Origin of the sequence: Nocardia arizonensis (assembly GCF_001310275.1) — a bacterium.
Lineage (GTDB): Bacteria > Actinomycetota > Actinomycetes > Mycobacteriales > Mycobacteriaceae > Nocardia > Nocardia arizonensis.
Map to the genome: position 1 here is coordinate 207,682 of NZ_LGYZ01000129.1, position 20,178 is coordinate 227,859.

General features: G+C 67.6%; 20 protein-coding genes. 11 read left to right on the forward strand and 9 right to left on the reverse strand.

The window, feature by feature from the left end:
• Nucleotides 1-43 precede the first annotated feature (43 nt).
• Nucleotides 44-1,078 (reverse strand): LLM class F420-dependent oxidoreductase, encoded by a 1,035-nt coding sequence (locus APZ21_RS29815; protein WP_054816589.1) that lies wholly within the window; start codon nucleotides 1,076-1,078, stop codon nucleotides 44-46.
• A gap of 114 nt (nucleotides 1,079-1,192) precedes the next feature.
• Between APZ21_RS29815 and APZ21_RS29820 the strand changes: the two genes are divergently transcribed.
• From APZ21_RS29820 to APZ21_RS29835, 4 genes are read left to right on the forward strand one after another with little or no spacing between them, the layout of a single operon-like run.
• Entirely contained in the window at nucleotides 1,193-2,191 is a 999-nt protein-coding gene (locus APZ21_RS29820) for a Zn-ribbon domain-containing OB-fold protein (RefSeq protein WP_239476897.1), read from the forward strand.
• Nucleotides 2,192-2,207: 16 nt separating this feature from the next.
• Nucleotides 2,208-3,254, forward strand: coding sequence for a thiolase domain-containing protein (locus APZ21_RS29825; protein WP_054816590.1), 1,047 nt, complete (start codon nucleotides 2,208-2,210; stop codon nucleotides 3,252-3,254).
• Nucleotides 3,251-4,417 carry a thiolase domain-containing protein gene (locus APZ21_RS29830; RefSeq protein WP_054816591.1) on the forward strand — a complete coding sequence of 389 codons (1,167 nt, stop codon included), beginning with the start codon at nucleotides 3,251-3,253 and terminating at the stop codon, nucleotides 4,415-4,417. The genes APZ21_RS29825 and APZ21_RS29830 overlap by 4 nt, the downstream gene beginning before the upstream one ends.
• The gene (locus APZ21_RS29835) at nucleotides 4,414-4,830 is read left to right on the forward strand and encodes a nuclear transport factor 2 family protein (protein ID WP_054816592.1); all 417 of its coding nucleotides are present in this window, start codon (nucleotides 4,414-4,416) and stop codon (nucleotides 4,828-4,830) included. The genes APZ21_RS29830 and APZ21_RS29835 overlap by 4 nt, the downstream gene beginning before the upstream one ends.
• 562 nt (nucleotides 4,831-5,392) lie before the next feature.
• On the opposite strand, the gene APZ21_RS29840 is transcribed toward APZ21_RS29835, so the two are convergent.
• Nucleotides 5,393-6,655 carry a cytochrome P450 gene (locus APZ21_RS29840; RefSeq protein WP_054816593.1) on the reverse strand — a complete coding sequence of 421 codons (1,263 nt, stop codon included), beginning with the start codon at nucleotides 6,653-6,655 and terminating at the stop codon, nucleotides 5,393-5,395.
• 154 nt (nucleotides 6,656-6,809) lie between these two features.
• Between APZ21_RS29840 and APZ21_RS29845 the strand changes: the two genes are divergently transcribed.
• Both APZ21_RS29845 and APZ21_RS29850 read left to right on the forward strand, forming a co-directional pair.
• Nucleotides 6,810-7,973, forward strand: a complete 1,164-nt coding sequence (locus tag APZ21_RS29845) for a steroid 3-ketoacyl-CoA thiolase (RefSeq protein ID WP_054816594.1) — start codon at nucleotides 6,810-6,812, stop codon at nucleotides 7,971-7,973.
• 360 nt (nucleotides 7,974-8,333) lie between these two features.
• Nucleotides 8,334-8,750: a helix-turn-helix domain-containing protein gene (locus APZ21_RS29850; RefSeq protein ID WP_011207048.1), complete on the forward strand. Its 417-nt coding sequence runs from the start codon at nucleotides 8,334-8,336 to the stop codon at nucleotides 8,748-8,750.
• Nucleotides 8,751-9,342: 592 nt separating this feature from the next.
• Here the strand turns inward: APZ21_RS29850 and APZ21_RS29855 are convergent.
• The 5 genes from APZ21_RS29855 to APZ21_RS29875 all read right to left on the reverse strand — a co-directional run bounded on the left by APZ21_RS29855 (nucleotide 9,343) and on the right by APZ21_RS29875 (nucleotide 13,431).
• The gene (locus APZ21_RS29855) at nucleotides 9,343-10,353 is read right to left on the reverse strand and encodes a hypothetical protein (protein WP_054816595.1); all 1,011 of its coding nucleotides are present in this window, start codon (nucleotides 10,351-10,353) and stop codon (nucleotides 9,343-9,345) included.
• Nucleotides 10,350-10,865 (reverse strand): ImmA/IrrE family metallo-endopeptidase, encoded by a 516-nt coding sequence (locus APZ21_RS29860; RefSeq protein WP_054816596.1) that lies wholly within the window; start codon nucleotides 10,863-10,865, stop codon nucleotides 10,350-10,352. The genes APZ21_RS29855 and APZ21_RS29860 overlap by 4 nt, the downstream gene beginning before the upstream one ends.
• Nucleotides 10,866-10,875: 10 nt before the next feature.
• On the reverse strand, nucleotides 10,876-11,073 hold the full coding sequence (locus tag APZ21_RS34500; protein ID WP_156371399.1) for a hypothetical protein: 198 nt from the start codon (nucleotides 11,071-11,073) through the stop codon (nucleotides 10,876-10,878).
• A gap of 566 nt (nucleotides 11,074-11,639) precedes the next feature.
• Nucleotides 11,640-12,551, reverse strand: coding sequence for an SDR family oxidoreductase (locus APZ21_RS29870; RefSeq protein ID WP_054816598.1), 912 nt, complete (start codon nucleotides 12,549-12,551; stop codon nucleotides 11,640-11,642).
• 31 nt (nucleotides 12,552-12,582) lie between these two features.
• Nucleotides 12,583-13,431, reverse strand: a complete 849-nt coding sequence (locus APZ21_RS29875; protein ID WP_054816599.1) for an SDR family oxidoreductase — start codon at nucleotides 13,429-13,431, stop codon at nucleotides 12,583-12,585.
• 57 nt (nucleotides 13,432-13,488) lie between these two features.
• On the opposite strand from APZ21_RS29875, the gene APZ21_RS29880 reads away from it, so the two are divergent.
• The 4 genes from APZ21_RS29880 to APZ21_RS29895 are packed head-to-tail and all read left to right on the forward strand — an operon-like array spanning nucleotide 13,489 to nucleotide 16,993.
• Nucleotides 13,489-14,253 (forward strand): enoyl-CoA hydratase family protein, encoded by a 765-nt coding sequence (locus APZ21_RS29880; protein WP_054816600.1) that lies wholly within the window; start codon nucleotides 13,489-13,491, stop codon nucleotides 14,251-14,253.
• A gap of 9 nt (nucleotides 14,254-14,262) precedes the next feature.
• Nucleotides 14,263-15,153, forward strand: coding sequence for a CoA transferase subunit A (locus tag APZ21_RS29885; RefSeq protein ID WP_204249179.1), 891 nt, complete (start codon nucleotides 14,263-14,265; stop codon nucleotides 15,151-15,153).
• Nucleotides 15,150-15,911 carry a CoA-transferase subunit beta gene (locus APZ21_RS29890; RefSeq protein WP_054816602.1) on the forward strand — a complete coding sequence of 254 codons (762 nt, stop codon included), beginning with the start codon at nucleotides 15,150-15,152 and terminating at the stop codon, nucleotides 15,909-15,911. The genes APZ21_RS29885 and APZ21_RS29890 overlap by 4 nt, the downstream gene beginning before the upstream one ends.
• A complete protein-coding gene (locus tag APZ21_RS29895; protein WP_054816603.1) occupies nucleotides 15,908-16,993 on the forward strand; it encodes an NAD(P)H-dependent flavin oxidoreductase in 1,086 nt (361 codons plus the stop codon). The genes APZ21_RS29890 and APZ21_RS29895 overlap by 4 nt, the downstream gene beginning before the upstream one ends.
• A gap of 263 nt (nucleotides 16,994-17,256) precedes the next feature.
• On the opposite strand, the gene APZ21_RS29900 is transcribed toward APZ21_RS29895, so the two are convergent.
• Nucleotides 17,257-18,012, reverse strand: a complete 756-nt coding sequence (locus tag APZ21_RS29900; RefSeq protein WP_054816604.1) for an SDR family oxidoreductase — start codon at nucleotides 18,010-18,012, stop codon at nucleotides 17,257-17,259.
• A gap of 102 nt (nucleotides 18,013-18,114) precedes the next feature.
• Between APZ21_RS29900 and APZ21_RS29905 the strand changes: the two genes are divergently transcribed.
• Nucleotides 18,115-18,999 carry a helix-turn-helix transcriptional regulator gene (locus tag APZ21_RS29905; protein ID WP_082393556.1) on the forward strand — a complete coding sequence of 295 codons (885 nt, stop codon included), beginning with the start codon at nucleotides 18,115-18,117 and terminating at the stop codon, nucleotides 18,997-18,999.
• Here APZ21_RS29905 and APZ21_RS29910 read toward each other — a convergent pair.
• On the reverse strand, nucleotides 18,977-20,167 hold the full coding sequence (locus tag APZ21_RS29910) for an acetyl-CoA C-acetyltransferase (protein WP_371852317.1): 1,191 nt from the start codon (nucleotides 20,165-20,167) through the stop codon (nucleotides 18,977-18,979). The genes APZ21_RS29905 and APZ21_RS29910 overlap by 23 nt on opposite strands.
• Between the last annotated feature and the right edge of the window lie 11 nt (nucleotides 20,168-20,178).

Here is a 20,178-nt window from a genome sequence, read left to right on the forward strand (position 1 = left end):
CTGACTCCTGCGTGGTCACCCCTCGAATCTAGAACGTGTTCTATTAATCGACAAGAGGCGCCAAGCGATCCAACTGCTCGATATTCGGCACGGAGACAAGCATCATGGTCACCCCAGCGGCCTCCCAGACCTCTAGCTGCTTGCGCGCGTGGTCGATGCCGCCGATGATCGCGGTGTCCAGAATCAGCTCGTCGGGAACCATCGCCGCGGCCTCGGCCTTCTTGCCCGCCTGGAACAGCCTGCCGATCTCATCGACCTCGCGGTCGTAGCCCATCCTCCGGTACACCTGGGCATGGAAATTCAACTCCGGCGCGCCCATGCCGCCTATGTAGAGCGCCATGACCCAGCGCATCCGCTCGATTTCGCTCGCCGGATCGTCGGTGATCACCACCTGACAGCTCGCGGCTATCTCGAAATCCTCGCGCGTGCGGCGCGCGCCCGCGCGGGCGAACCCCTCGTCGAGCCAGTCGTTGTACATGTTCGCCAGGCGCGGCGCGTAGTAGATGGCCAGCCAGCCGTCGGCGATCTCGGCGGTCAGCGCCACGTTCTTCGGACCCTCGGCGCCCAACCAGATCGGCATATCCGCACGTAGCGGATGCACGATCGGTTTGAGCGGCTTGCCGAGACCGAGTGCGCCCTGACCCGTGTACGGCAGCGGATAGTGCGGGCCCGCGCTGGTCACGGGGGCCTGGCGTGCCAGCACCTGACGAATGATGTCCACGTACTCGCGGGTGCGCTGCAAAGGCTTGGCGAAGGGCTGTCCATACCAGCCCTCGACCACCTGCGGACCGGAGACGCCGAGACCGAGCACGGCCCGCCCGCCGCTGAGGTGATCGAGGGTCAGCGCGTGCATGGCAGTCGCGGTGGGCGTGCGCGCCGACAACTGCACCACCGAGGTGCCGAGGCGCACCCGCTCGGTGCGCGAGCCCCACCACGTCAGCGGACCGAAGGCGTCCGATCCCCAGGATTCGGCCGCGAAGACGGCGTCGAATCCGGCCGCCTCGGCCGCGACGACCACCTCAGCCGCATTCTCGGGCGGCTGCGCCATCCAATACCCGAGCTGCAATCCGAACTTCACGATGGACCCCTTTCGGCCTGATGCTTGCCACCAGAATAAGAACCTGTTCTACTCGATATCGTGACTCAGGGGAATACCGCATCCGGCGTAATCGCGGATGAGAAAGGGTCGGAATTGAACACCAGCGGGCTGAAGGAGAGCGACGCGGGTACCGGTTCCGCGCCCGACGTACTCAGCGCGCCCCTCAGGGTGCGATTCGACTACACCCGGTCGGTCGGTCCGACCATCGGTGCGTTCCTGACCGGACTGCGCGCGCACAAGGTGCTCGGCATGCGCGGCTCCGACGGCCGGGTGCTGGTGCCGCCGCCGGAATACGATCCGGTGACCGCCGAACCACTCACCGAATTCGTCGACGTCGCCGATGTCGGCACCGTCGAATCCTGGACGTGGGTGCACGATCCGCTGCCCAGCCAGCCCTTCGACCGCCCCTTTGCGTGGGCGCTCATCCGGCTCGACGGGGCCGACACCTCGCTGCTGCACGCCGTCGACGTCGCGGCGCCGGATGACATCCGCGCCGGACTGCGGGTGCGAGCGCGGTGGGCGGAGACCACCGAGGGCAGCATCCGGGATATCGCCTGCTTCGAACCCGGTGAAACCTCCACGGCCACACCGGTTCCCGACGACGACCGGGCGCCGGTCACGATGATCACCACCCCGGTCGACCTGGCCTACAAGCACACCGCCTCCCCGCAGGAGACCGTCTATCTGCGCGGATTGGCCGAGGGCAAACTCATCGGCGCGCGCACCGACGCGGGCGGCAAGGTGTACTTCCCGCCGCGCGGGGCCAACCCCACCAATGGTCTGCCCACCGACGACTACATCGAACTGTCCGACAACGGCACCGTCACCACCTTCTGCATCGTGAACGTGCCGTTCCTCGGACAGCGCATCAAACCGCCCTACGTCGCGGCCTACGTGCTGCTCGACGGCGCGGATATTCCGGTACTGCACCTCGTGCTCGGTTGCGAGGCGAGCGAAGTGCGCATGGGCATGCGGGTCAAGGCGGTGTGGAAACCGCGCGAGGAGTGGGGCTTCGGTCTGGAGAACGTGGACCATTTCGAGCCTTCCGGCGAGCCCGATGCCGACTACGACACCTACAAGCACCACCTCTGAGAGGCGCTCTCCCATCATGACCGATCGTTCGGCCGACAACGCCACCGACATCGCGGTCGTGGGTTTCGCCCACGCCCCGCACGTGCCGGAAACCTTCGGCACCACCAACGGCGTCGAAATGCTGGTCCCCTGTTTCCAGCAGCTCTATACCCGTCTCGGCATCACCAAGGCCGATATCGACTTCTGGTGCTCGGGATCCTCGGACTTCCTCGCCGGGCGCGCCTTCTCCTTCATCTCCGCCATCGACGCCATCGGCGCGGTGCCGCCGATCAACGAGTCGCACGTGGAGATGGACGCCGCATGGGCGCTGTACGAGGCGTTCGTGAAATTGAAGTCGGGACAGGCGAATACCGCACTGGTATACGGCTTCGGCAAGTCCTCGGCGGGCACCCTGCGCCAGATCCTGACCATGCAGCTCGACCCCTATCTGGTCGCCCCGCTGTGGCCGGACGCGGTGTCCATCGCGGGTTTGCAGGCGCGCGCGGGCATCGACGCGGGCCGCTGGACCGAGCGGGATATGGCGGCGGTCGCCGCGCAGTCGGAGGGTGATATCGACGGCCTGCTGGCCGCGCCGTATGTCGCCGATCCGCTGCGCGCCCACGATGTCGCACCGATCACCGACGGCGCCGCCGCGATCATCCTCGCGACCGGCGACCGCGCCCGCGAACTGTGCGAGCGTCCGGCCTGGATCACCGGAATGGCACACCGGATCGACACGCCGGTGCTCGGGGCGCGTGACCTCACCGTCTCCCCCTCGACACAGGCCGCGGCCAAGCAGCTCACCGGCGGTGACACCAGCGGATTCGATATCGCCGAACTGCACGCGCCATTCAGCCATCAGCAATTGATCCTCGCCGAGGCGATCGGTCTGAAGCCCAACACGAAAGTGAATCCGTCCGGCGGGGCGCTCTCGGCCAATCCCATGTTCGCCGCGGGCCTCGAGCGCATCGGCTTCGCCGCCGAGGCCATCATCGCAGGCACCGCCGATCGCGCGCTGGCACACGCCACCAGCGGACCGGCGCTGCAACAGAATCTCGTGACCGTACTGGAGGCGACCCGATGAGTTTCCCGGCCGCGGTGCTCGGCACCGGACAAACCCATCACGTGACGAAACGGACCGACGTGTCGATGGCGGGTCTGTGCCGCGAAGCCATCGATCGCGCACTCCTCGATTCCGGCCTCACCATGGCCGATATCGACGCGGTCGTGGTCGGTAAGGCGCCCGACTTCTTCGAGGGCGTCATGATGCCGGAACTGTTCATGGCCGACGCACTCGGCGCGACCGGCAAGCCGTTGATGCGCGTGCACACCGCCGGATCGGTCGGCGGCTCCACCGGCGTGGTGGCGGCCAATCTCGTCCAGGCGGGCGTGCACAAGAAAGTGCTCGCGGTGTCGTGGGAGAAGCAGTCCGAATCCAATGCCATGTGGGCGCTGTCGATTCCGGTTCCGTTCACCATGCCGGTCGGCGCGGGCGCGGGCGGCTACTTCGCCCCGCACGTACGCTCCTACATCCGCCGCTCGAACGCGCCGAGCCATATCGGCGCGATGGTCGCGGTGAAGGACCGGCGCAACGGCGCGAAGAATCCGCTGGCCCATCTGCAACAGCCCGACATCACCCTGGAATCGGTGCTTGCCTCACAGATGCTGTGGGATCCGATCCGCTTCGATGAGACCTGCCCCTCCTCCGACGGCGCCTGCGCGGTGGTCATCGGCGACGAGGAAGCCGCGAGCGCCATCGAGGCACAGGGCAAGAAGGTCGCGTGGATCCACGCCACCGCCATGCGCACCGAGCCCACCACCTTCGCGGGCCGTGATCAGGTGAATCCCCAAGCGGGCCGGGACGCGGCCGCCGCACTGTGGCAGGCCGCGGGCATCACCGATCCGCTCGAGGAGATCGACGCCGCCGAGATCTACGTGCCGTTCTCCTGGTTCGAACCGATGTGGCTGGAGAACCTCGGTTTCGCCGCGCCCGGTGACGGCTGGAAACTCACCGACAAGGGCGAAACCGAGATCGGCGGCCGCATCCCGGTCAACCCGTCCGGCGGCGTGCTGTCGTCCAACCCCATCGGCGCCTCGGGCATGATCCGCTTCGCCGAAGCCGCCAAGCAGGTCATGGGCCGGGCCGGCGACTACCAGGTCGAAGGCGCGCGCAAGGCGCTCGGTCACGCCTACGGCGGCGGCTCGCAGTACTTCTCCATGTGGGTCGTCGGGTCGGAACGCCGGTGAGCGCCGCCGAACATCCGGCCCGCGCGGCCGGACTCGCCTCGCAGGCCGCGGTGCGGGCCAGGGACAAGGACGCCTGGCTCGCGCTGTTCGCGGCCGACGGCATCGTCGAAGATCCCATCGGCCCTTCGGGTTTCGACCCGGAGGGCAAGGGCCACCGCGGTCCCGATGCCATCGCGGCCTTCTGGGACATGGCGATAGCCAAGACCGACTCGATCGAATTCCTCTTCGACGACTCGTTCGCCTGCGGCAGAGAGGTCGCCTTCACCGGCACCATCCGCAGCATCCTGGGCGGACACCGGATCGACGCGGAAGGCGTGTTCACCTACCGTGTCGACGAGACAGGCAAGATCGCCGCACTACGCGCGTTCTGGGAAGTAGACCGAGCGATGAAGACCGCCACATCGGTGCACTGACACGCACCCTTCGGCACCACCGGCCGCGCACGGAGCCCGCCCCGCGAGCAACCGTCCGCGGCCGTCTCGCGTCCGAGCGATCGAGACGAAGCAACGCAGGCGCGAGTATCGACACAAGGCACGCACCCACCGCGACGAAATCCAGCGATACGCCGCACCCTCACAACCACCACGAAGCAAGCCTCACAAGCGACCGTTCGCGGTGCCGGAGGCACGGCCAGAGATATCAAAGACCGCGAACCGATCCCCACCGAAGGCAGTGCCACAGATACCGACATTGCACGCCTACGCAACCACCACGGAGCGAGCCTTACGAGCGACCGTTCGCGGCCGTCTCGCGTCCGAGCGGCCGAGACAAAGCGCCGCAGGAGCAAGTATCGACCACTCGGACGCGAGACCCAAGGGGCCGCGAACCCCGCCGTGCCGAAGGCACGGCCAGAGATACCGTTCGCGGCCGTCTCGCGTCCGAGCGGCCGAGACAAAGCGCCGCAGGCGCGAGTATCGGCCACTCGGACGCGAGACATAAGGGGCCGCGAACCCGCGACGCCGGAGGCGGCGCCAATTACACAGTCTTGTAGTCGACCGGGAATTCTTTTATGCCATTGAGCCACCCCGAACGCAGGCGCTTCGGATCGGCGACCTTGGTGATATCCGGGAGGTGGTCGGCGATGGCATTGAAGATGAGGTCGATTTCGAGCCGGGCGAGGTTCGCGCCGATGCAGAAGTGCGCGCCGGTGCCGCCGAAGGACAGGTGCGGGTTGTCCTTGCGGGTGATGTCGAACTTCTCCGGATTCTCGAAGACGTCCTCGTCGAAGTTGGCCGAGCGGTAGAGCATGACCACCCGGTCGCCCTTTTTGATCTGCACGCCGCCGAGTTCGGTGTCCTCGAGCGCGGTGCGCTGGAACGAGGTGACCGGGGTGGCCCAGCGGATGATCTCGTCGGCGGCGGTGGCGGGGCGTTCCTTCTTGAACAGCTCCCACTGGTCGGGATTGTCGATGAAGGCGTTCATGCCGTGGGTGATGGCGTTGCGGGTGGTCTCGTTGCCCGCGACGGCCAGCATGATGACGAAGAAGCCGAACTCCTCCTCGCTCAGCTTGTCGCCGTCGACATCGGCCTCGATCAGGGTCGTGACCAGGTCGTCGGCCGGATTCACCTTGCGCTCGGCCGCCATCTGATAGGCGTAGCCGAGCACCTCGGCGGACGCGGTCACCGGGTCGGCGTCGCTTTCCGGGTCGTCGTAGCTGGTCATATCGTTTGACCAGGTGAAGACCTTCATCCGGTCCTCCTGCGGGATGCCGATCAGTTCGGCGATCGCCTGGAGGGGCAGCTCACACGCGACCTGGGCGACGAAATCGCCGGAGCCTTGCTCCGCGGCGGTCTTCACGATCGACTCCGCCCGAGCCGACAGCTCTTCGCGCAGGCCGTTGATGGCGCGCGGGGTGAAGCCGCGGGAGATGATCTTGCGCAGCTTGGTGTGTTCGGGGGCGTCCTTGTTGAGCAGCACGAACCGCTGGAGTTCGATCTGTTCGCGGGTGATGTCGTCGTTGAATCGCGGGATGGCGGTGTTCTCGTGGGTGGAGAACACGTCGCTGCGCCGCGACACCTCCTTGATGTCGGCGTGCTTGCTCACCACCCAGAAGCCCTCGTCGTGAAACCCTCCGGTCTCGGGGGACTGGGGATTCCACCAGACCGGCGCGGTCCGACGCAGTTCGGCGTATTCCTCGACCGGAATCCGCTCCGCGTAGATCGCCGGGTCGGTGACGTCGAATCCGTCGGGCAGATTCGGTTCTGAATGCTGTGACCCGCCGGCAGCCGTCGCGGGCATGGCGTTCCCAGTGTCAACCACCAGATGTCTCCTTCGACAAACTGAAACACGTTCTATAATCAATTCCAGCACAGGTGGACGGACTAGTAAAGAAGAGCAGCCCAGCCACCTGGCAACACGTTTCAGTTTTCTTGATTCCTACGGAAGGTTGGACATGGGCACACCCGTGATCGTCGAGGCCGCCCGCACCCCGATCGGCAAGCGCGGCGGCTGGCTGGCGGGCCTGCATGCCGCCGAACTGCTCGGCCTGGCCCAGCGCGGACTGCTCGAGAAGGCGCATCTGGACCCGGCGCTGGTCGAGCAGGTCATCGGCGGCTGCGTCACCCAGGCGGGCGAGCAGTCCAATAACATCACCAGGGTGGCATGGCTGCACGCCGGGCTGCCTTGGCAGGTGGGCGCGACCACCATCGACACCCAGTGCGGGTCCGCACAGCAGGCCAATCACCTCATCGCCGGACTCATCGCCACCGACGCCATCGAGATCGGCGTCGCGTGCGGCGTCGAGGCGATGAGCCGAGTACCCCTCGGCGCCAATGTCGGCGAGAACGCGGGACCGCGTCGGCCCGCCTCCTGGAACATCGACCTGCCGAATCAGTTCGAGGCCGCCGAGCGGATTACCAAGCGGCGCGGCATCACTCGCGCCGACGTCGATGAGTTCGGTGTGCGGTCACAGCGCTTGGCCGCCCAGGCGTGGGCCGAGGGCCGCTTCGACCGTGAGGTGCTGACGGTCACCGCGCCCGCGGTCGACAAGGAGGGCAACCTCACCGGTGAGAAATTGGACGTCAACCGCGACCAGGGTTTGCGCGAGACCACCGTGGAGAGCCTGGCGAAGTTGAAGCCGGTACTCGAGGGCGGTGTGCACACCGCCGGGTCGTCCTCGCAGATCTCCGACGGCGCCGCCGCCGTGCTGCTGATGGACGAAAAGGCCGCCAAGCGCGCGGGTTTGCGCCCGCGGGCGCGCATCCGCACGCAGGCCGTGGTCGGCGCGGAGCCGGAGTTCCATCTCGACGGCCCGGTGCAGGCCTGCACCCGCCTGCTGGAACGCTCGGGCATGAAAATCGGAGATATCGACCTCATCGAGATCAACGAGGCTTTCGCGTCGGTAGTCCTTTCATGGGCCAGCGTCCACAATCCGGACATGGATCGGGTTAATGTCAACGGTGGGGCGATCGCCATCGGCCATCCGGTCGGTTCCACCGGATCCCGTCTGATCACAACGGCTTTGCACGAACTGGAGCGAACCGGGGGCAGCACCGCGATGATTCTCATGTGCGCCGGCGGCGCATTGGCGACGGGAACCATCATCGAACGGTTGTAGTATCGGACCAATTCCGCCCTGATAGTTGAACATTCATCCTAAAGCCCGCAAAACGTGTCGTACGCCACATAACACGAGGCAAGGGCAGTCCGATGAGACATCAGCTATCTTATCGCTACTGATACGTTGGCGGCGAAGACGCCCGCGACGGGCTAGAACCGGCTCGTACCAGCGCTCGGCTAGAGACGTTGGGGCGACCCGCAAACGCAGCCGTCGCAGCGTCTTCGCCCCGCCCGCGCCTGGAAGCTTCAAGGAAATCCCGAACCAGGCGTAGGTTTTCAGTTACTGAGCCGCTAATATCAATGATACGTATCCGAGATAACGACTGTTAGTACAGCGAAGGGAATTGGGCGGCTCACAATGGCTGATTTCGCGGCGCGGCTGAACAAGCTGTTCGAAACCGTGCATCCCCCGGGGCGCAAGCCGCACACCAACGCGGAGGTTGCGGCTGCGCTGACGGCCTCCGGGCATCCGATCTCGAAACCGTATCTCTCGCAGTTGCGGTCGGGGCAAAGGACCAACCCGTCGGACGAAACGGTGGCTGCACTGGCCAAGTTCTTCAAGGTCAAGCCGGACTACTTCTTCAACGACATCTATGCCGCCAAGATCGATCACGATCTGGAACTGCTGTCCCAGCTCCAGGGCTACGGACTGCGGCGGCTGTCGAGTAGAGCGTTCGATCTGTCGGAAGAATCACAGAACCTCCTCACCTCGATGGCGGAGAAGCTTCGGGCCAGCGAAGGCTTGCCCGAAATCCCACCGGACGGTACGGAATAGGGCCAACATCCACGATCCACGGCGGCTCGAACACCGAAAGGTGCCCTGACGTCGCGGTTAGCGGTTGTGCGCCACGGAGGTTCACGGGCGTATCCGGCGGGATACCCGGGTCTGCGGACCGCGGGCATTGCGCCGAATACTACACGTAATGCGGGTTCGGCCATCGGCCGAACCCGCATTACGCGGTGGACGCCGAAGGTCTTCCCCGCGTGCACGACAGGGTCTCCTCTGGTCGCGCGGTATTAGTCGAGGCCGGTCTCAGCGCGTGACGTTCCTGCCGCGGCCGGATCCGGCGGCCACCACTCCAGTGGCGAACTACACGACAGCGGGCGCATTTCGCAAGCCCCAGAGTGTGGGGGAGGCATCGAGTGATGCCAGAACCCGGGTTTCATGGCGATCGAATTGTGCACCATTACCATCGGCAATGCCGTCGACTGTGATTCCACCACATCGAACGAGAATGCACTGAAGCGATCGCACGAACGCATTGCGGTGTGAAACCAATGCCGATACCGGCTCGCACACCTGTTGTATACCGGTCATCTGCACGCGCGAATGAGATTGCATTCGAGGCGCTACGGACCACTTCGCGCTAACTCGTCGCGGATTTCTCGGTGACCGTGCCGCCGGTACGGAATGCGTGCGCGATCGCACCGACCCAGCCGCGGGCGCTCACCCCTGCCGGAGGGGCGATCCACCGGACGTCGAGGGCGATGTCACCCAGCGGATTCCGCGCCCAATCCGCCACCAGGTCCGCGCGTTCGCGCACCGACGCGGGCGGGGTCGCCGCCGACACGATGCCGCCGCATTGCAGGTACAGCGCGTCCATTATCTGGGCCACGTGATCCGAGGCCGCCAGTTGCGTCGACGTCGAAGGGCGCTCGTGCGTGACCGCTTCGGGAAAGCGCCCGATCATCATGCGATGCAACGGGCGGATGCGCCGCAGCAGCACCCGGGCGCGCACCCACAGCTCGATGACGACCCACATAGCGCCCGCGGCGATGAGCAGCGCGGCGACTTCCCAAGCGGGCCAAGCCCAGTCGGAATCCCTCGGCTCGGACAGTGGCATACCGGACAGGATGCGGTGCACCTGCCACATCGAGAGCACCCCGACAACCGAAGTGCCGGTGGTGTATATCGCTATGCCGCGTCCGAGTGCGGTCCAGTCGAGATTGCGCAAACCAGTGACGACGACGAAGCCGCAGCTCAGCGCCGTCACCGCCGACCCGAAGGCGAAGGACCAGAACAGGGTCAGCAGTGCGGTGAGTGCGCCGAAACCGTAGATGACCGCCCCGATCCGGCGCAGATCCAGCCGCGACACCACCGGCCAGGCCGCGGCGGCGACCACCGAGGTCGCGGTGGCGAACAGCAGCCACGCCGCGGTCACCACCCCGTCGGACAGCCGCCCCGCGGCGACACCGTCCGGCGCCAGATTGTTCACGGCCACGCCGATCTCGGGCACCGACACGGTGACCGCCGCCGCGACCGCGCTCACCGCCACCACGATCGCGACCCGTGCCGTCGTCGCCGGTTTCACCAGCACCCGACCGACTCGGGCGCCCGCCGCGACCCACACCAGCAATGCCGTCAACCAGAAAGTCATCCGAGCGCCTCGTCGAATCGGAGGGCCGAGACGCCCGCGCCTCGACCGTTGAACACGCGCAATCGGGTCATGAGCATGGCGGCGAAAGTCTCGGCCTCCCATTCGGCCAGATCGTCCGTGCCGTCATCGGCGACGCGCCGGTGGGCGCGCTGACCGAGCACGTAGGCGACGAGGTCCTCGCTCGCCTCGAGCGTCGCCTCGGGAGCGGGCGCGCCCTGGTGATCGAAGACGATATGCCCCAGTTCGTGCGCCAGCGTGTGCTCGCGGCTCGGCAGGGCGGCGGCGAGCACGATGACGTCGCGATCCGGATAGAACCTGCGCTGCCCGCACACCCCGGGCCCCAATCGCGCACTCGCGATCTCGATCTCGCGCCCGCGTTCCCGCGCGACGGCGGCAACCACCTCGTCCAGGGTGGTGGCGTCGAAGTCGGCGGCGACCGCGCAGACCGCGTCCACCGCCGCGGCCACCCGGCGATAGGACCGCGACGTGCGCTGTGTCCGGCTCTCACTCATCGGTTCCCCCTCACGACGTCCGCCCGAAGAATTCGGCGCGCGCGGCGTCGACACGTGCCTGTGCCGCCGCGGCGCTGCGGAAACCGATGACGCCAGAACCGATTCCCGCCACCGCGAGCGCCGCGAGTCCGCCGAGGACCGACAACATCTTCGGCGCGGGCAGGTCGTCATCCGAACTTATCGGGCGCACCTGAGGATTCGGCCTCACCTGCGGTAGCGAGACGGAGACGGGGGTTTCCGGTGGCGGTACCCGCGTCCGCGGCGGCCCGGCCTCAATGTCTGCCGGACCGGCACATTCGCTACCAAGGAGGACGCCGGGGGTAGGTGCGGCGGCCGTGGCGGGAGGCCGAAGGGATTCGGAGGACGCCGCCGACTGGATCGGGGTGGGGTTGTTGCCCGGAATGGCCAGGGGTTCCCATTGTTCGGTCGGTTCGGCCACCGCGCCGCCGGCACCGCTGCCCGCCGAACTACCGGTACCGGGCTGTGCGACGGCCGGTGCGGGATGCGCCAGCGCAATGCCGGCAACCGCCCCGGTGATCGCAGCCGCCCGGATAGTGCGACCAATGGCCATGCGCCAGCCTTCCCACATCCATGGAGCGCAAATCAGTCCCCGGTCGCGACACTCTCCGGGAGTTCGTCGAATCGGCCCAATGGTAAACCCCCGGATCGGAGCGCGCGCGGGAGACCGCCCAGCTCGCGACCGGAAACGACAACGGCCCCCACGGGCACGGGACGCCATTGTCCGTGCCGCGGGGGCCGTCGCCGTGGGGGAACTCAGGCGCCGTAGACCGGCTCCGGGGGTACCCCCTTGGCAATGAGGTCGGCCACGACGGGTCCGAGATCGGCCGGATTCCAGCGCGCGCCGTGATCGACAGCAACCCCGTGGCGCCATCCGTCGGCCAGCGCGACCTTGCCGCCCTCGATCTCGAACATGCGGCCGGTCACGCCGGCGGACTGCACGCTGCCGAGCCAGACCACGAGCGGGGAGATGTTCTCCGGGGCCATGGCGTCGAAGCCGCCGTCCTCGGGCTTGGCCATCATCTCGGCGAAGACGGTCTCGGTCATACGGGTGCGCGCCGAGGGCGCGATGGCGTTGACGGTGATGCCGTAGCGTCCGAATTCGGCTGCCGCCGTGAGGGTGAGACCCGCGATGCCCGCCTTGGCGGCGCCGTAGTTGCCCTGACCGACGCTGCCCTGCAAGCCCGCGCCGGAGCTGGTGTTGATGATGCGGGCGTCCACCGGGCGGCCCGCCTTGGACTCGCCGCGCCAGTATTCGGCGGCGTGGCGCATGGTCACGAAATGGCCCTTGAGGTGCACGCGCACCACCGCGTCCCATTCGTCCTCGCCGAGGTTGACCAGCATGCGATCGCGGACGAATCCGGCGTTGTTGACCAGGACGTCGAGTCCGCCGAAGGTGTCGACGGCCTGCCGGATGAGGTTGCGGCCGCCTTCCCAGTCCGCGACATCGTCGCCGTTGGCGACGGCCTGACCGCCGAGCGCCTCGATCTCGGCGACCACCTGCTGCGCCGGGGTCTCGGTGGTGGCCGCGCCGTCCAAGGTCGAGCCGATGTCGTTGACCACGACCTTGGCGCCCGCGGCGGCGAAGGCGAGGGCGTGCGCCCGGCCGATGCCGCGACCCGCGCCGGTGACGATCACGGTGCGCCCGGCGCAGATGAGCTCGTCCATACCTGTTGTCCTCTTTCGTATCCGGTGGTTCTCAGGCGTGTTCGGCGGCGCCGCTGCCATTGGGCACCGCGGCGTCCGCGCTCGGCCGCACCGCGGTGTCCGCGCCCAACTCCGCGGTGGAGGCGGCGAGGAAGGCCGGGCGTTCCCCACCGCCGTGTACCAGCAGGGTCGCGCCGCTGACGTAGGCGGCCAGCGACGAAGTGAGGAAGAGCGCGCAGCGGCCGATGTCCTCGGGAGTTGCCATGCGTTGCAGCGGAATCGTCCTGCTGACCGCCTCGATGCCCGCTCCGTCGCCGTAATGCAGTTCGGCGAGTTCGGTGCGCACCAAGCCGACGATGAGCGAGTTCACCCGGACCCGAGGGGCCCACTCCACCGACAGCGTCTTGGTCAGGCTGTCGACGCCCGCCTTCGCCGCGCCGTAGGCCGCGGTGCCCGGCGAGGCGCGGTGCCCGCTCACACTGGAGATGTTGACGATCGACCCGCCCTCGGGCTGCCGGTCGAGCACCGGATAAGCGGCTTGCGAAACCAGCAGCGGGCCGAGCAGGTTCAGCTCGATGATCTTGGTGCTGAAGTTCTTGCTCGCGGTGGCCGACGGCGCGAACGGCGCCCCGCCCGCATTGTTGACCACATGGTCGAGCCTGCCGTGGCGCGCCACGATGGTATCGATCAGTTCGCGCACCGAGTCGCCGTCGCGCACATCGCAGGAGACGTAGTCGATTTCGCGGCCGCCGATGCCGAGCGGACTGTCGGCGGGGCGGCGTGCGCAGGCCACCACGGTCGCGCCCGCTTCGAGGAATACGCGGCTTATTCCGGCACCGACGCCGCGTACGCCGCCGGTGACGAGGACGACGCGTCCGGCCAGATCGATTTCGAGTGCCACCGTGCTAACCTACCAAGCAACTGCTTGCTTTGCCAATGCCACCCGTAAGGATCTGCGATGGGGATCGACGTTCACTCCGAGTCAACCGGCATCACCGTGGTCACGGTGAACTATCCGCCGGTCAACGCCATACCCACCGACGGCTGGTTCGCCATCGCCGACGCGGTGCGCGCGGCGGGACGCGACACGGAGACCAAGGTCGTGGTGCTGCGCGCGGAGAACCGCGGCTTCAACGCGGGCGTCGACATCAAGGAGATACAGAGCAAGCCCGGACATCAGGCGCTCATCGACGCCAACCACGGCTGCTTCGAGGCGTTCGGCGCGGTCTACGACTGCCAGGTGCCGGTCATCGCGGTCGTGCAGGGCTTCTGCCTCGGCGGCGGCATCGGCCTGGTCGGCAATGCCGACGTGGTGATCGCCTCCGACGACGCCACCTTCGGCCTGCCCGAGGTCGACCGCGGCGCGCTCGGCGCGGCCACCCACCTCTCGCGGCTTGTCCCCCAGCATCTGATGCGCGCGCTGTTCTACACCGCGAGCACGATCACCGCACAGCAGTTGCAGCACTACGGCTCGGTCTACCAGGTGGTGCCGCGCGCCGAACTCGACGCCGCCGCGCTCGAGGTCGCCAAGAACATCGCGGCCAAGGACGGCCGGGTCATCCGGGCGGCCAAGCGCGCGCTCAACGGCATCGACGTCCAGGACGTCCATCGCAGTTACCGATACGAACAGGGCTTCACCTTCGAGTTGAATCTGGCGGGTGTCGCGGACGAGATCCGCGCCAGATTCGACGACGACCTGGCGGCACGCAAGAGCGGGAAGTAAGGAAACACCATGCGTGACAAGCGAATGTCGCTCGACGATGTGGTCGGCGAACTGCGCAGCGGAATGACCATCGGCATCGGCGGCTGGGGTTCGCGGCGCAAGCCGATGGCCCTGGTGCGCGCCATCCTGCGGTCCGACATCACGGATCTGACCGTGGTGAGCTACGGCGGTCCCGATATCGGGCTGCTGTGCTCGGCCGGCAAGGTGCGCAAGGCGTACTACGGATTCGTGTCGCTGGACTCGGCGCCGTTCTACGACCCCTGGTTCGCCAAGGCGCGCACCTCGGGTGAACTGGTGGCCCGCGAAATGGACGAGGGCATGCTGAAGTGCGGGCTCGAGGCCGCGGCCGCGCGCCTGCCCTTCCTGCCGATCCGCGCCGGAATGGGTTCCGCGGTCTTCGATTTCTGGGACGGTGAACTGAAGACCGTCACCTCGCCCTACGCCGGTCCCGGCGGCGCACCGGAGACCCTCACCGCCATGCCCGCGCTGAATCTCGATGCGGCACTGGTGCACCTGAATCTCGGGGACCAACACGGCAATGCCGCCTACCTCGGCGTCGACCCCTACATGGACGATCTGTTCTGCCTGGCCGCCGAACGCCGGTACCTGTCGGTGGAACGCGTGGTGGAGACCGAGGAACTGGTGAAAGCGGTTCCGCTGCAATCTCTGCTGCTCAACCGCATGATGGTCGACGGCGTGGTCGAGGCGCCGAACGGCGCGCACTTCACGCTCGCCGGTGAGGACTACAAGCGGGACGAGAAGTTCCAGCGCCACTATGTGGAGTCTGCCAAGACGCCCGAGAGCTGGCAGCAGTTCGTCGAGAAATACCTGGCGGTCTCCGAGGACGAATATCAGGCCGCCGTCCGCGAATTCGCCACCCAGCAGGAGACCAGCCGATGAACGCGACGACCGACACCGTGACCCGCGCCGAGATCTGCGCGGTGGCCTGCGCCGAGATCTTCAGCGGCGCGGGCGAGATCATGGCCTCGCCGATGTCGCCGATGTCCACGATCGGCGCGCGACTGGCCAAACTGACCACCGAACCGGATCTGCTGCTCTCCGACGGCGAGGCGCTGTTCTTCGCCGAGACTCCTCCGCTGGGCGGTAAATCGCCGATCGAGGGCTGGATTCCGTTCCGCAAGGTCTTCGACGTGGTCGCCTCCGGTCGCCGCCACGTGGTGATGGGGGCCAATCAGATCGACCGCCACGGCAATCAGAATCTGTCCGCCTTCGGCCCGCTACGGAAGCCGAACCGCCAGATGTTCGGCGTGCGCGGTGCGCCGGGCAATACCATCAACCACCCCACCAGCTACTGGGTCGCCCGCCACACCAAGCGCGTATTCGTCGACCAGGTCGATATCGTCAGCGGCATCGGCTACGACAAGGTCGACCCCGCCAATCCGGCCTTCCGCTTCATGCACCTGCACCGCGTGGTCACCAACCTCGGCGTCTTCGATTTCGAGGGCCCCGCCCACACCATGCGGGCGCGGAGTCTGCATCCCGGAGTGAGCGCCGAGGAGGTAGCCGAGAACACCTCATTCGAGATCGCCGGACTCGCCGAGGCGGGCGTGACCAGGCTGCCCACCGACGAAGAACTGCGGCTGATCCGGGATGTGCTCGACCCCAAGAAGATTCGCGAATCGGAGGTACCCGCATGACGCCGCGGCTTCGCACGGCGCTGACCGATCTGGTCGGCGTCGAACACCCGGTCGTGCAGACCGGTATGGGCTGGGTCGCCGGCCCGAGCCTGGTGTCGGCCACCTCGAACGCGGGCGGCCTCGGCATTCTCGCCTCGGCCACCATGACCTACGCCGAACTCGAGGCCGCGATCGCGAAGACCAAGGCGCAGACCGACAAACCGTTCGGCGTGAACATCCGCGCCGACGCCGCCGACGCAGGCGAGCGCATCGATCTGCTGATCCGCGAGAAAGTGGCTGTCGCGTCGTTCGCGCTCGCGCCGAAGAAGGATCTGATCGCCAAGCTCAAGGACGCGGGCATCGTGGTCGTGCCCTCCATCGGCGCGGCCAAGCACGCGGTGAAGGTCGCGTCATGGGGGGCGGACGCGGTCATCGTGCAGGGCGGCGAGGGCGGCGGGCACACGGGTCCGGTGGCGACCACGCTGCTGCTGCCGTCGGTGCTGGACGCCGTCGACATCCCCGTGGTCGCCGCGGGCGGATTCTTCGACGGACGCGGTCTGGCCGCCGCGCTCGCCTACGGCGCGGCGGGTGTCGCGATGGGCACCCGTTTCCTGCTTACCCGCGAGAGCACGGTGCCCGACGCCGTGAAGCAGGAGTACCTGACCAGGCAGTTGCAGGACACCGTGGTCTCGCTCAAGGTCGACGGCATGCCGCACCGGGTGCTGAACACCGACCTGGTACAGCGGCTCGAACATTCCGGGCGCTGGCGCGGTCTGAGCGCCGCGGTGGGCAATGCCGCGCGATTCAAGAGCATGACCGGCATGAAATGGTCGACGATGGTCCGCGACGGTCTAACCATGCGCAAGCAGAAGGATCTGACCTGGTCGCAGGTGATCATGGCGGCCAACACCCCCATGCTGCTGCGCGCCGGACTGGTCGAGGGCGATACCCGGGCCGGTGTGCTCGCCGCCGGTCAGGTCACCGGGATCATCGACGACGTGCCGACCTGTCGTGAGCTCATCGAACACATAGTCACCGATGCGGTCGAGCGCATCGACGCGCTGACCGCGCTGCGAAGCGCCGCCACCGGCACCTCCGCCTGAGCGGCCGTCATCCGCGAGTCGACGGTGCCGGGTCCGACCCGCTCGGCCGCCGCGGTCTGCTGTCGCGGCGGCCGAACACGTCGGTCGTGCGCGGTTCGCCAACGGCGCACCGGTCGACGCGCGGCCGCGCAGTGTGGTCGCCGCTCGGTCCGCGGTCACCGCAAGGGAAGTGGACCGCGACCGTCCGAACACCCTCTGGACGGTCGCGGTCACCCGATCGACCCACCGCGCCCGTCCGTCGCACCCGCGGCGTAGGTCACCGATCACCACGGCAGAGCGCCGTATTCACCGTTCGCGTCGGCCACCCACTGGAAGCCCCAGAGCTGACCGCTCGGACCATCCTCGGGCAGCGTGGCCAACCGCACCACGACCTCGGCGCCCTGTGCCGCCGTGCGGAATCCGCTGTGCTGGTTGAGATCGGTCGCGCAGTAGCCCGGGTTGGCGGCGTTGACCTTGATCGGCGTATCCCACAGTTCCTTGGCGTACTGCATGGTGACCATGGTCAGCGCGGACTTGGACGATGGGTACGACACCGCCGCCAACCCCCACATCGGGCTGTCCGGGTCCATCATGAGCGTGACCGAACCCACCTCGCTGGATACATTGACGATGCGGGCGGCGGGCGCACGGCGCAGCAGCGGCAGGAACGCGTTGGTCACCGCGACCGGGCCGAAGACATTGGTCTCGTAGACCTGCCGCATGGTGGACAGCGTGGTCGAGGACGGTTTGCCGTCCCCGTCCAGACCGCCGGTGATACCCGCGTTGTTGACTAGCACGTCGAGGGTGTCGAATTCCGCGCGCACCTCGGTCGCCGTGGCCGCGATGGATTCGGCGTCGGTGACGTCGATCCGCACGAACCGGACATCGGCGCCCTCGCCGCTCAGTGCCTCGGCGGCGGCCTTGCCGCGCTCGGCGTCGCGGGCGCCGAGCAGGACGGTCATTCCCCGCGCGGCGAGTTGGCGGGCGGTTTCGAAGCCGATGCCCTTGTTGGCGCCGGTGATCAATACTGTCTGGGTCATGGCGTCGACAATGCCCGCGGCCCGCGGTCTCCCGGGAGGTCCGGCCGAACGTGGTATCGGCCGTACCTCCCACGGCCGTCCGCCGTCGCCGACACTGGAACGGTGACCGATCGAACCGAGTTGGCGGCCTTCCTGCGCGATCGGCGCGCTCGGTTGCGTCCCGCCGATGTCGGCCTGACCGAGTCCGGGCCGCGCCGCACCCCCGGCCTGCGCCGTCAAGAGGTCGCCCAGCTGGCGGGCATCTCGGTCGAGTACTACATCCGTATCGAGCAGTGCCGCGGCCCGCGCCCGTCCCAGCAGGTGCTCGCCGCGCTGGCCCGCGCACTGCTGCTGAGCGTGGACGAACGCGACTACCTGCTGCGCACCGCCGGATATCAGCCACCGCCGGTGGCCGGGCCGATCCGTACCGTGCCGCCGTCGATTCGGGTCATCCTCGACACCATGACCGAGACTCCCGCCTACGTGGTGGACGCCACCTACGACGTGCTGGCCTGGAATCGGCTCGCGGTGCCGTTCCTCGGCGATCTCGGCTCGGCGCCGGAGTCCGAACGCAATATGGTGCGCTGGATATTCCGCACGGCCGCCGACCATCACGCGTGGTCGGAACCGGAGACCCTGGCCTTCGCCCGGTCCACGGTGGCCGATCTGCGCGCCGCCTATGCCCGGTACCCGGGGCATCCGGCGCTCACCGCACTGGTCACCGAATTACTCGGCACCGCACCGCGATTCGCGCGAATGTGGGAGGAACGTGATGTGCGGGAGCGGCGCACGCACCGCAAGAAGGTCGACCATCCCGACCTCGGGACGCTCGAATTCGAATGTCAGGTACTGCACGTTTCCGATACCGATCAGCGCATGATCGTGTACTGCGCGGAACCGAATTCGCCCACCGCGCGGATCTTCCGGTCGCTCGGGACGCGGACGGCCACGACCCCGCGCGGACCGCACGGGGTCGCCGACCGGCTCAGTTCGCCAGACGTTCGATGATGGTGACGTTCGCGGTGCCGCCGCCTTCGCAGATGGTCAGCAGGCCGTAGCGGCCCTCGATGCGCTCGAGTTCGTTGAGCATGGTGGCGAACAGCTTCGCGCCGGTCGCGCCGAGCGGGTGGCCCAGGGCGATCGCACCGCCGTTGACATTGACCTTGTCCGGATCGGCGCCGGTCTCCTTCAGCCAGGCCAGCACCACCGAGGCGAATGCCTCGTTGATCTCGATCACGTCGATGTCGTGGATGCTCAGCCCCGTCTTCTCCAGCGCCCTCTTGGTGGCCGGAATCGGCGCGGTGAGCATGAAGATCGGGTCCGCGCCGCGGGCGCTGACATGGTGGATGCGGGCGCGCGGGGTCAGCCCGTACTCCTGGACGGCCCATTCCGAGGCGAGCAGGGTCGCGCTGGCGCCGTCGGAGATCTGGCTGGCGACCGCGGCGGTGAGCGGGCTGCCCTCGGCCAGCGCGGGCAGTCCGGCCATCTTCTCCATGCTGGTCTCGCGCGGGCCCTGGTCGATCCAGAAATCGCCGACCGGCACGATCTCCCGGTCGAAGCGGCCGTTCTTGATGGCGTCGCGGGCGCGGTCGTGGCTGCGCAGCGCCCAGCGCTCCATGTCCTCGCGGCTGATGCCCCACTTCTCGGCGATCAGCTGCGCGCCGCGGAACTGCGACACCTCGCCGGTGCCGTAGCGGTGATCCCAGCCTTCGGCGCCGACGAACGGCGATTCGAAGCCGTACTCCTTACCGGCGAGCATGGCCGCCGAGATCGGGATGCGGCTCATGTTCTGCACGCCGGCCGCGACGATGACCTCCGCGGTGCCACTCATGATCGCCTGCGCGCCGAAATTGATTGCCTGCTGCGACGATCCGCACTGGCGGTCGACGGTCACGCCGGGCACCTCTTCGGGGAAGCCCGCCGTCAGCCACATGGTGCGCCCGATATTGCCCGCCTGCGGACCCACGTTGTCGACGCAGCCGACGATCACGTCGTCGACATTCGCCGGGTCGATCGGAGTGCGATCCAGCAGACCCCGCAGCGCGGCCGCACCGAGGTCGGCCGGATGCACGCCGGCCAGCGCCCCGTTGCGTTTGCCGACCGGGGTGCGCACCGCGTCGACGACGAAGGCATCCCGCAGCGGCGCATAGGGCCGACGGGCGGAAGGTGCAGACATGGAATCTCCTA

Coding starts and splice junctions, on each gene's coding strand:
- APZ21_RS29900 (WP_054816604.1), bottom strand. CDS start 18,012: ATGACCCAGACAGTATTGATCACCGGCGCCAACAAGGGCATCGGCTTC.
- APZ21_RS29855 (WP_054816595.1), bottom strand. CDS start 10,353: ATGACTTTCTGGTTGACGGCATTGCTGGTGTGGGTCGCGGCGGGCGCC.
- APZ21_RS29880 (WP_054816600.1), top strand. CDS start 13,489: ATGGGGATCGACGTTCACTCCGAGTCAACCGGCATCACCGTGGTCACG.
- APZ21_RS29840 (WP_054816593.1), bottom strand. CDS start 6,655: ATGCCCGCGACGGCTGCCGGCGGGTCACAGCATTCAGAACCGAATCTG.
- APZ21_RS29885 (WP_204249179.1), top strand. CDS start 14,263: ATGCGTGACAAGCGAATGTCGCTCGACGATGTGGTCGGCGAACTGCGC.
- APZ21_RS29870 (WP_054816598.1), bottom strand. CDS start 12,551: ATGGACGAGCTCATCTGCGCCGGGCGCACCGTGATCGTCACCGGCGCG.
- APZ21_RS29910 (WP_371852317.1), bottom strand. CDS start 20,167: ATGTCTGCACCTTCCGCCCGTCGGCCCTATGCGCCGCTGCGGGATGCC.
- APZ21_RS29830 (WP_054816591.1), top strand. CDS start 3,251: ATGAGTTTCCCGGCCGCGGTGCTCGGCACCGGACAAACCCATCACGTG.
- APZ21_RS29850 (WP_011207048.1), top strand. CDS start 8,334: ATGGCTGATTTCGCGGCGCGGCTGAACAAGCTGTTCGAAACCGTGCAT.
- APZ21_RS29895 (WP_054816603.1), top strand. CDS start 15,908: ATGACGCCGCGGCTTCGCACGGCGCTGACCGATCTGGTCGGCGTCGAA.
- APZ21_RS29845 (WP_054816594.1), top strand. CDS start 6,810: ATGGGCACACCCGTGATCGTCGAGGCCGCCCGCACCCCGATCGGCAAG.
- APZ21_RS29825 (WP_054816590.1), top strand. CDS start 2,208: ATGACCGATCGTTCGGCCGACAACGCCACCGACATCGCGGTCGTGGGT.
- APZ21_RS29860 (WP_054816596.1), bottom strand. CDS start 10,865: ATGAGTGAGAGCCGGACACAGCGCACGTCGCGGTCCTATCGCCGGGTG.
- APZ21_RS29890 (WP_054816602.1), top strand. CDS start 15,150: ATGAACGCGACGACCGACACCGTGACCCGCGCCGAGATCTGCGCGGTG.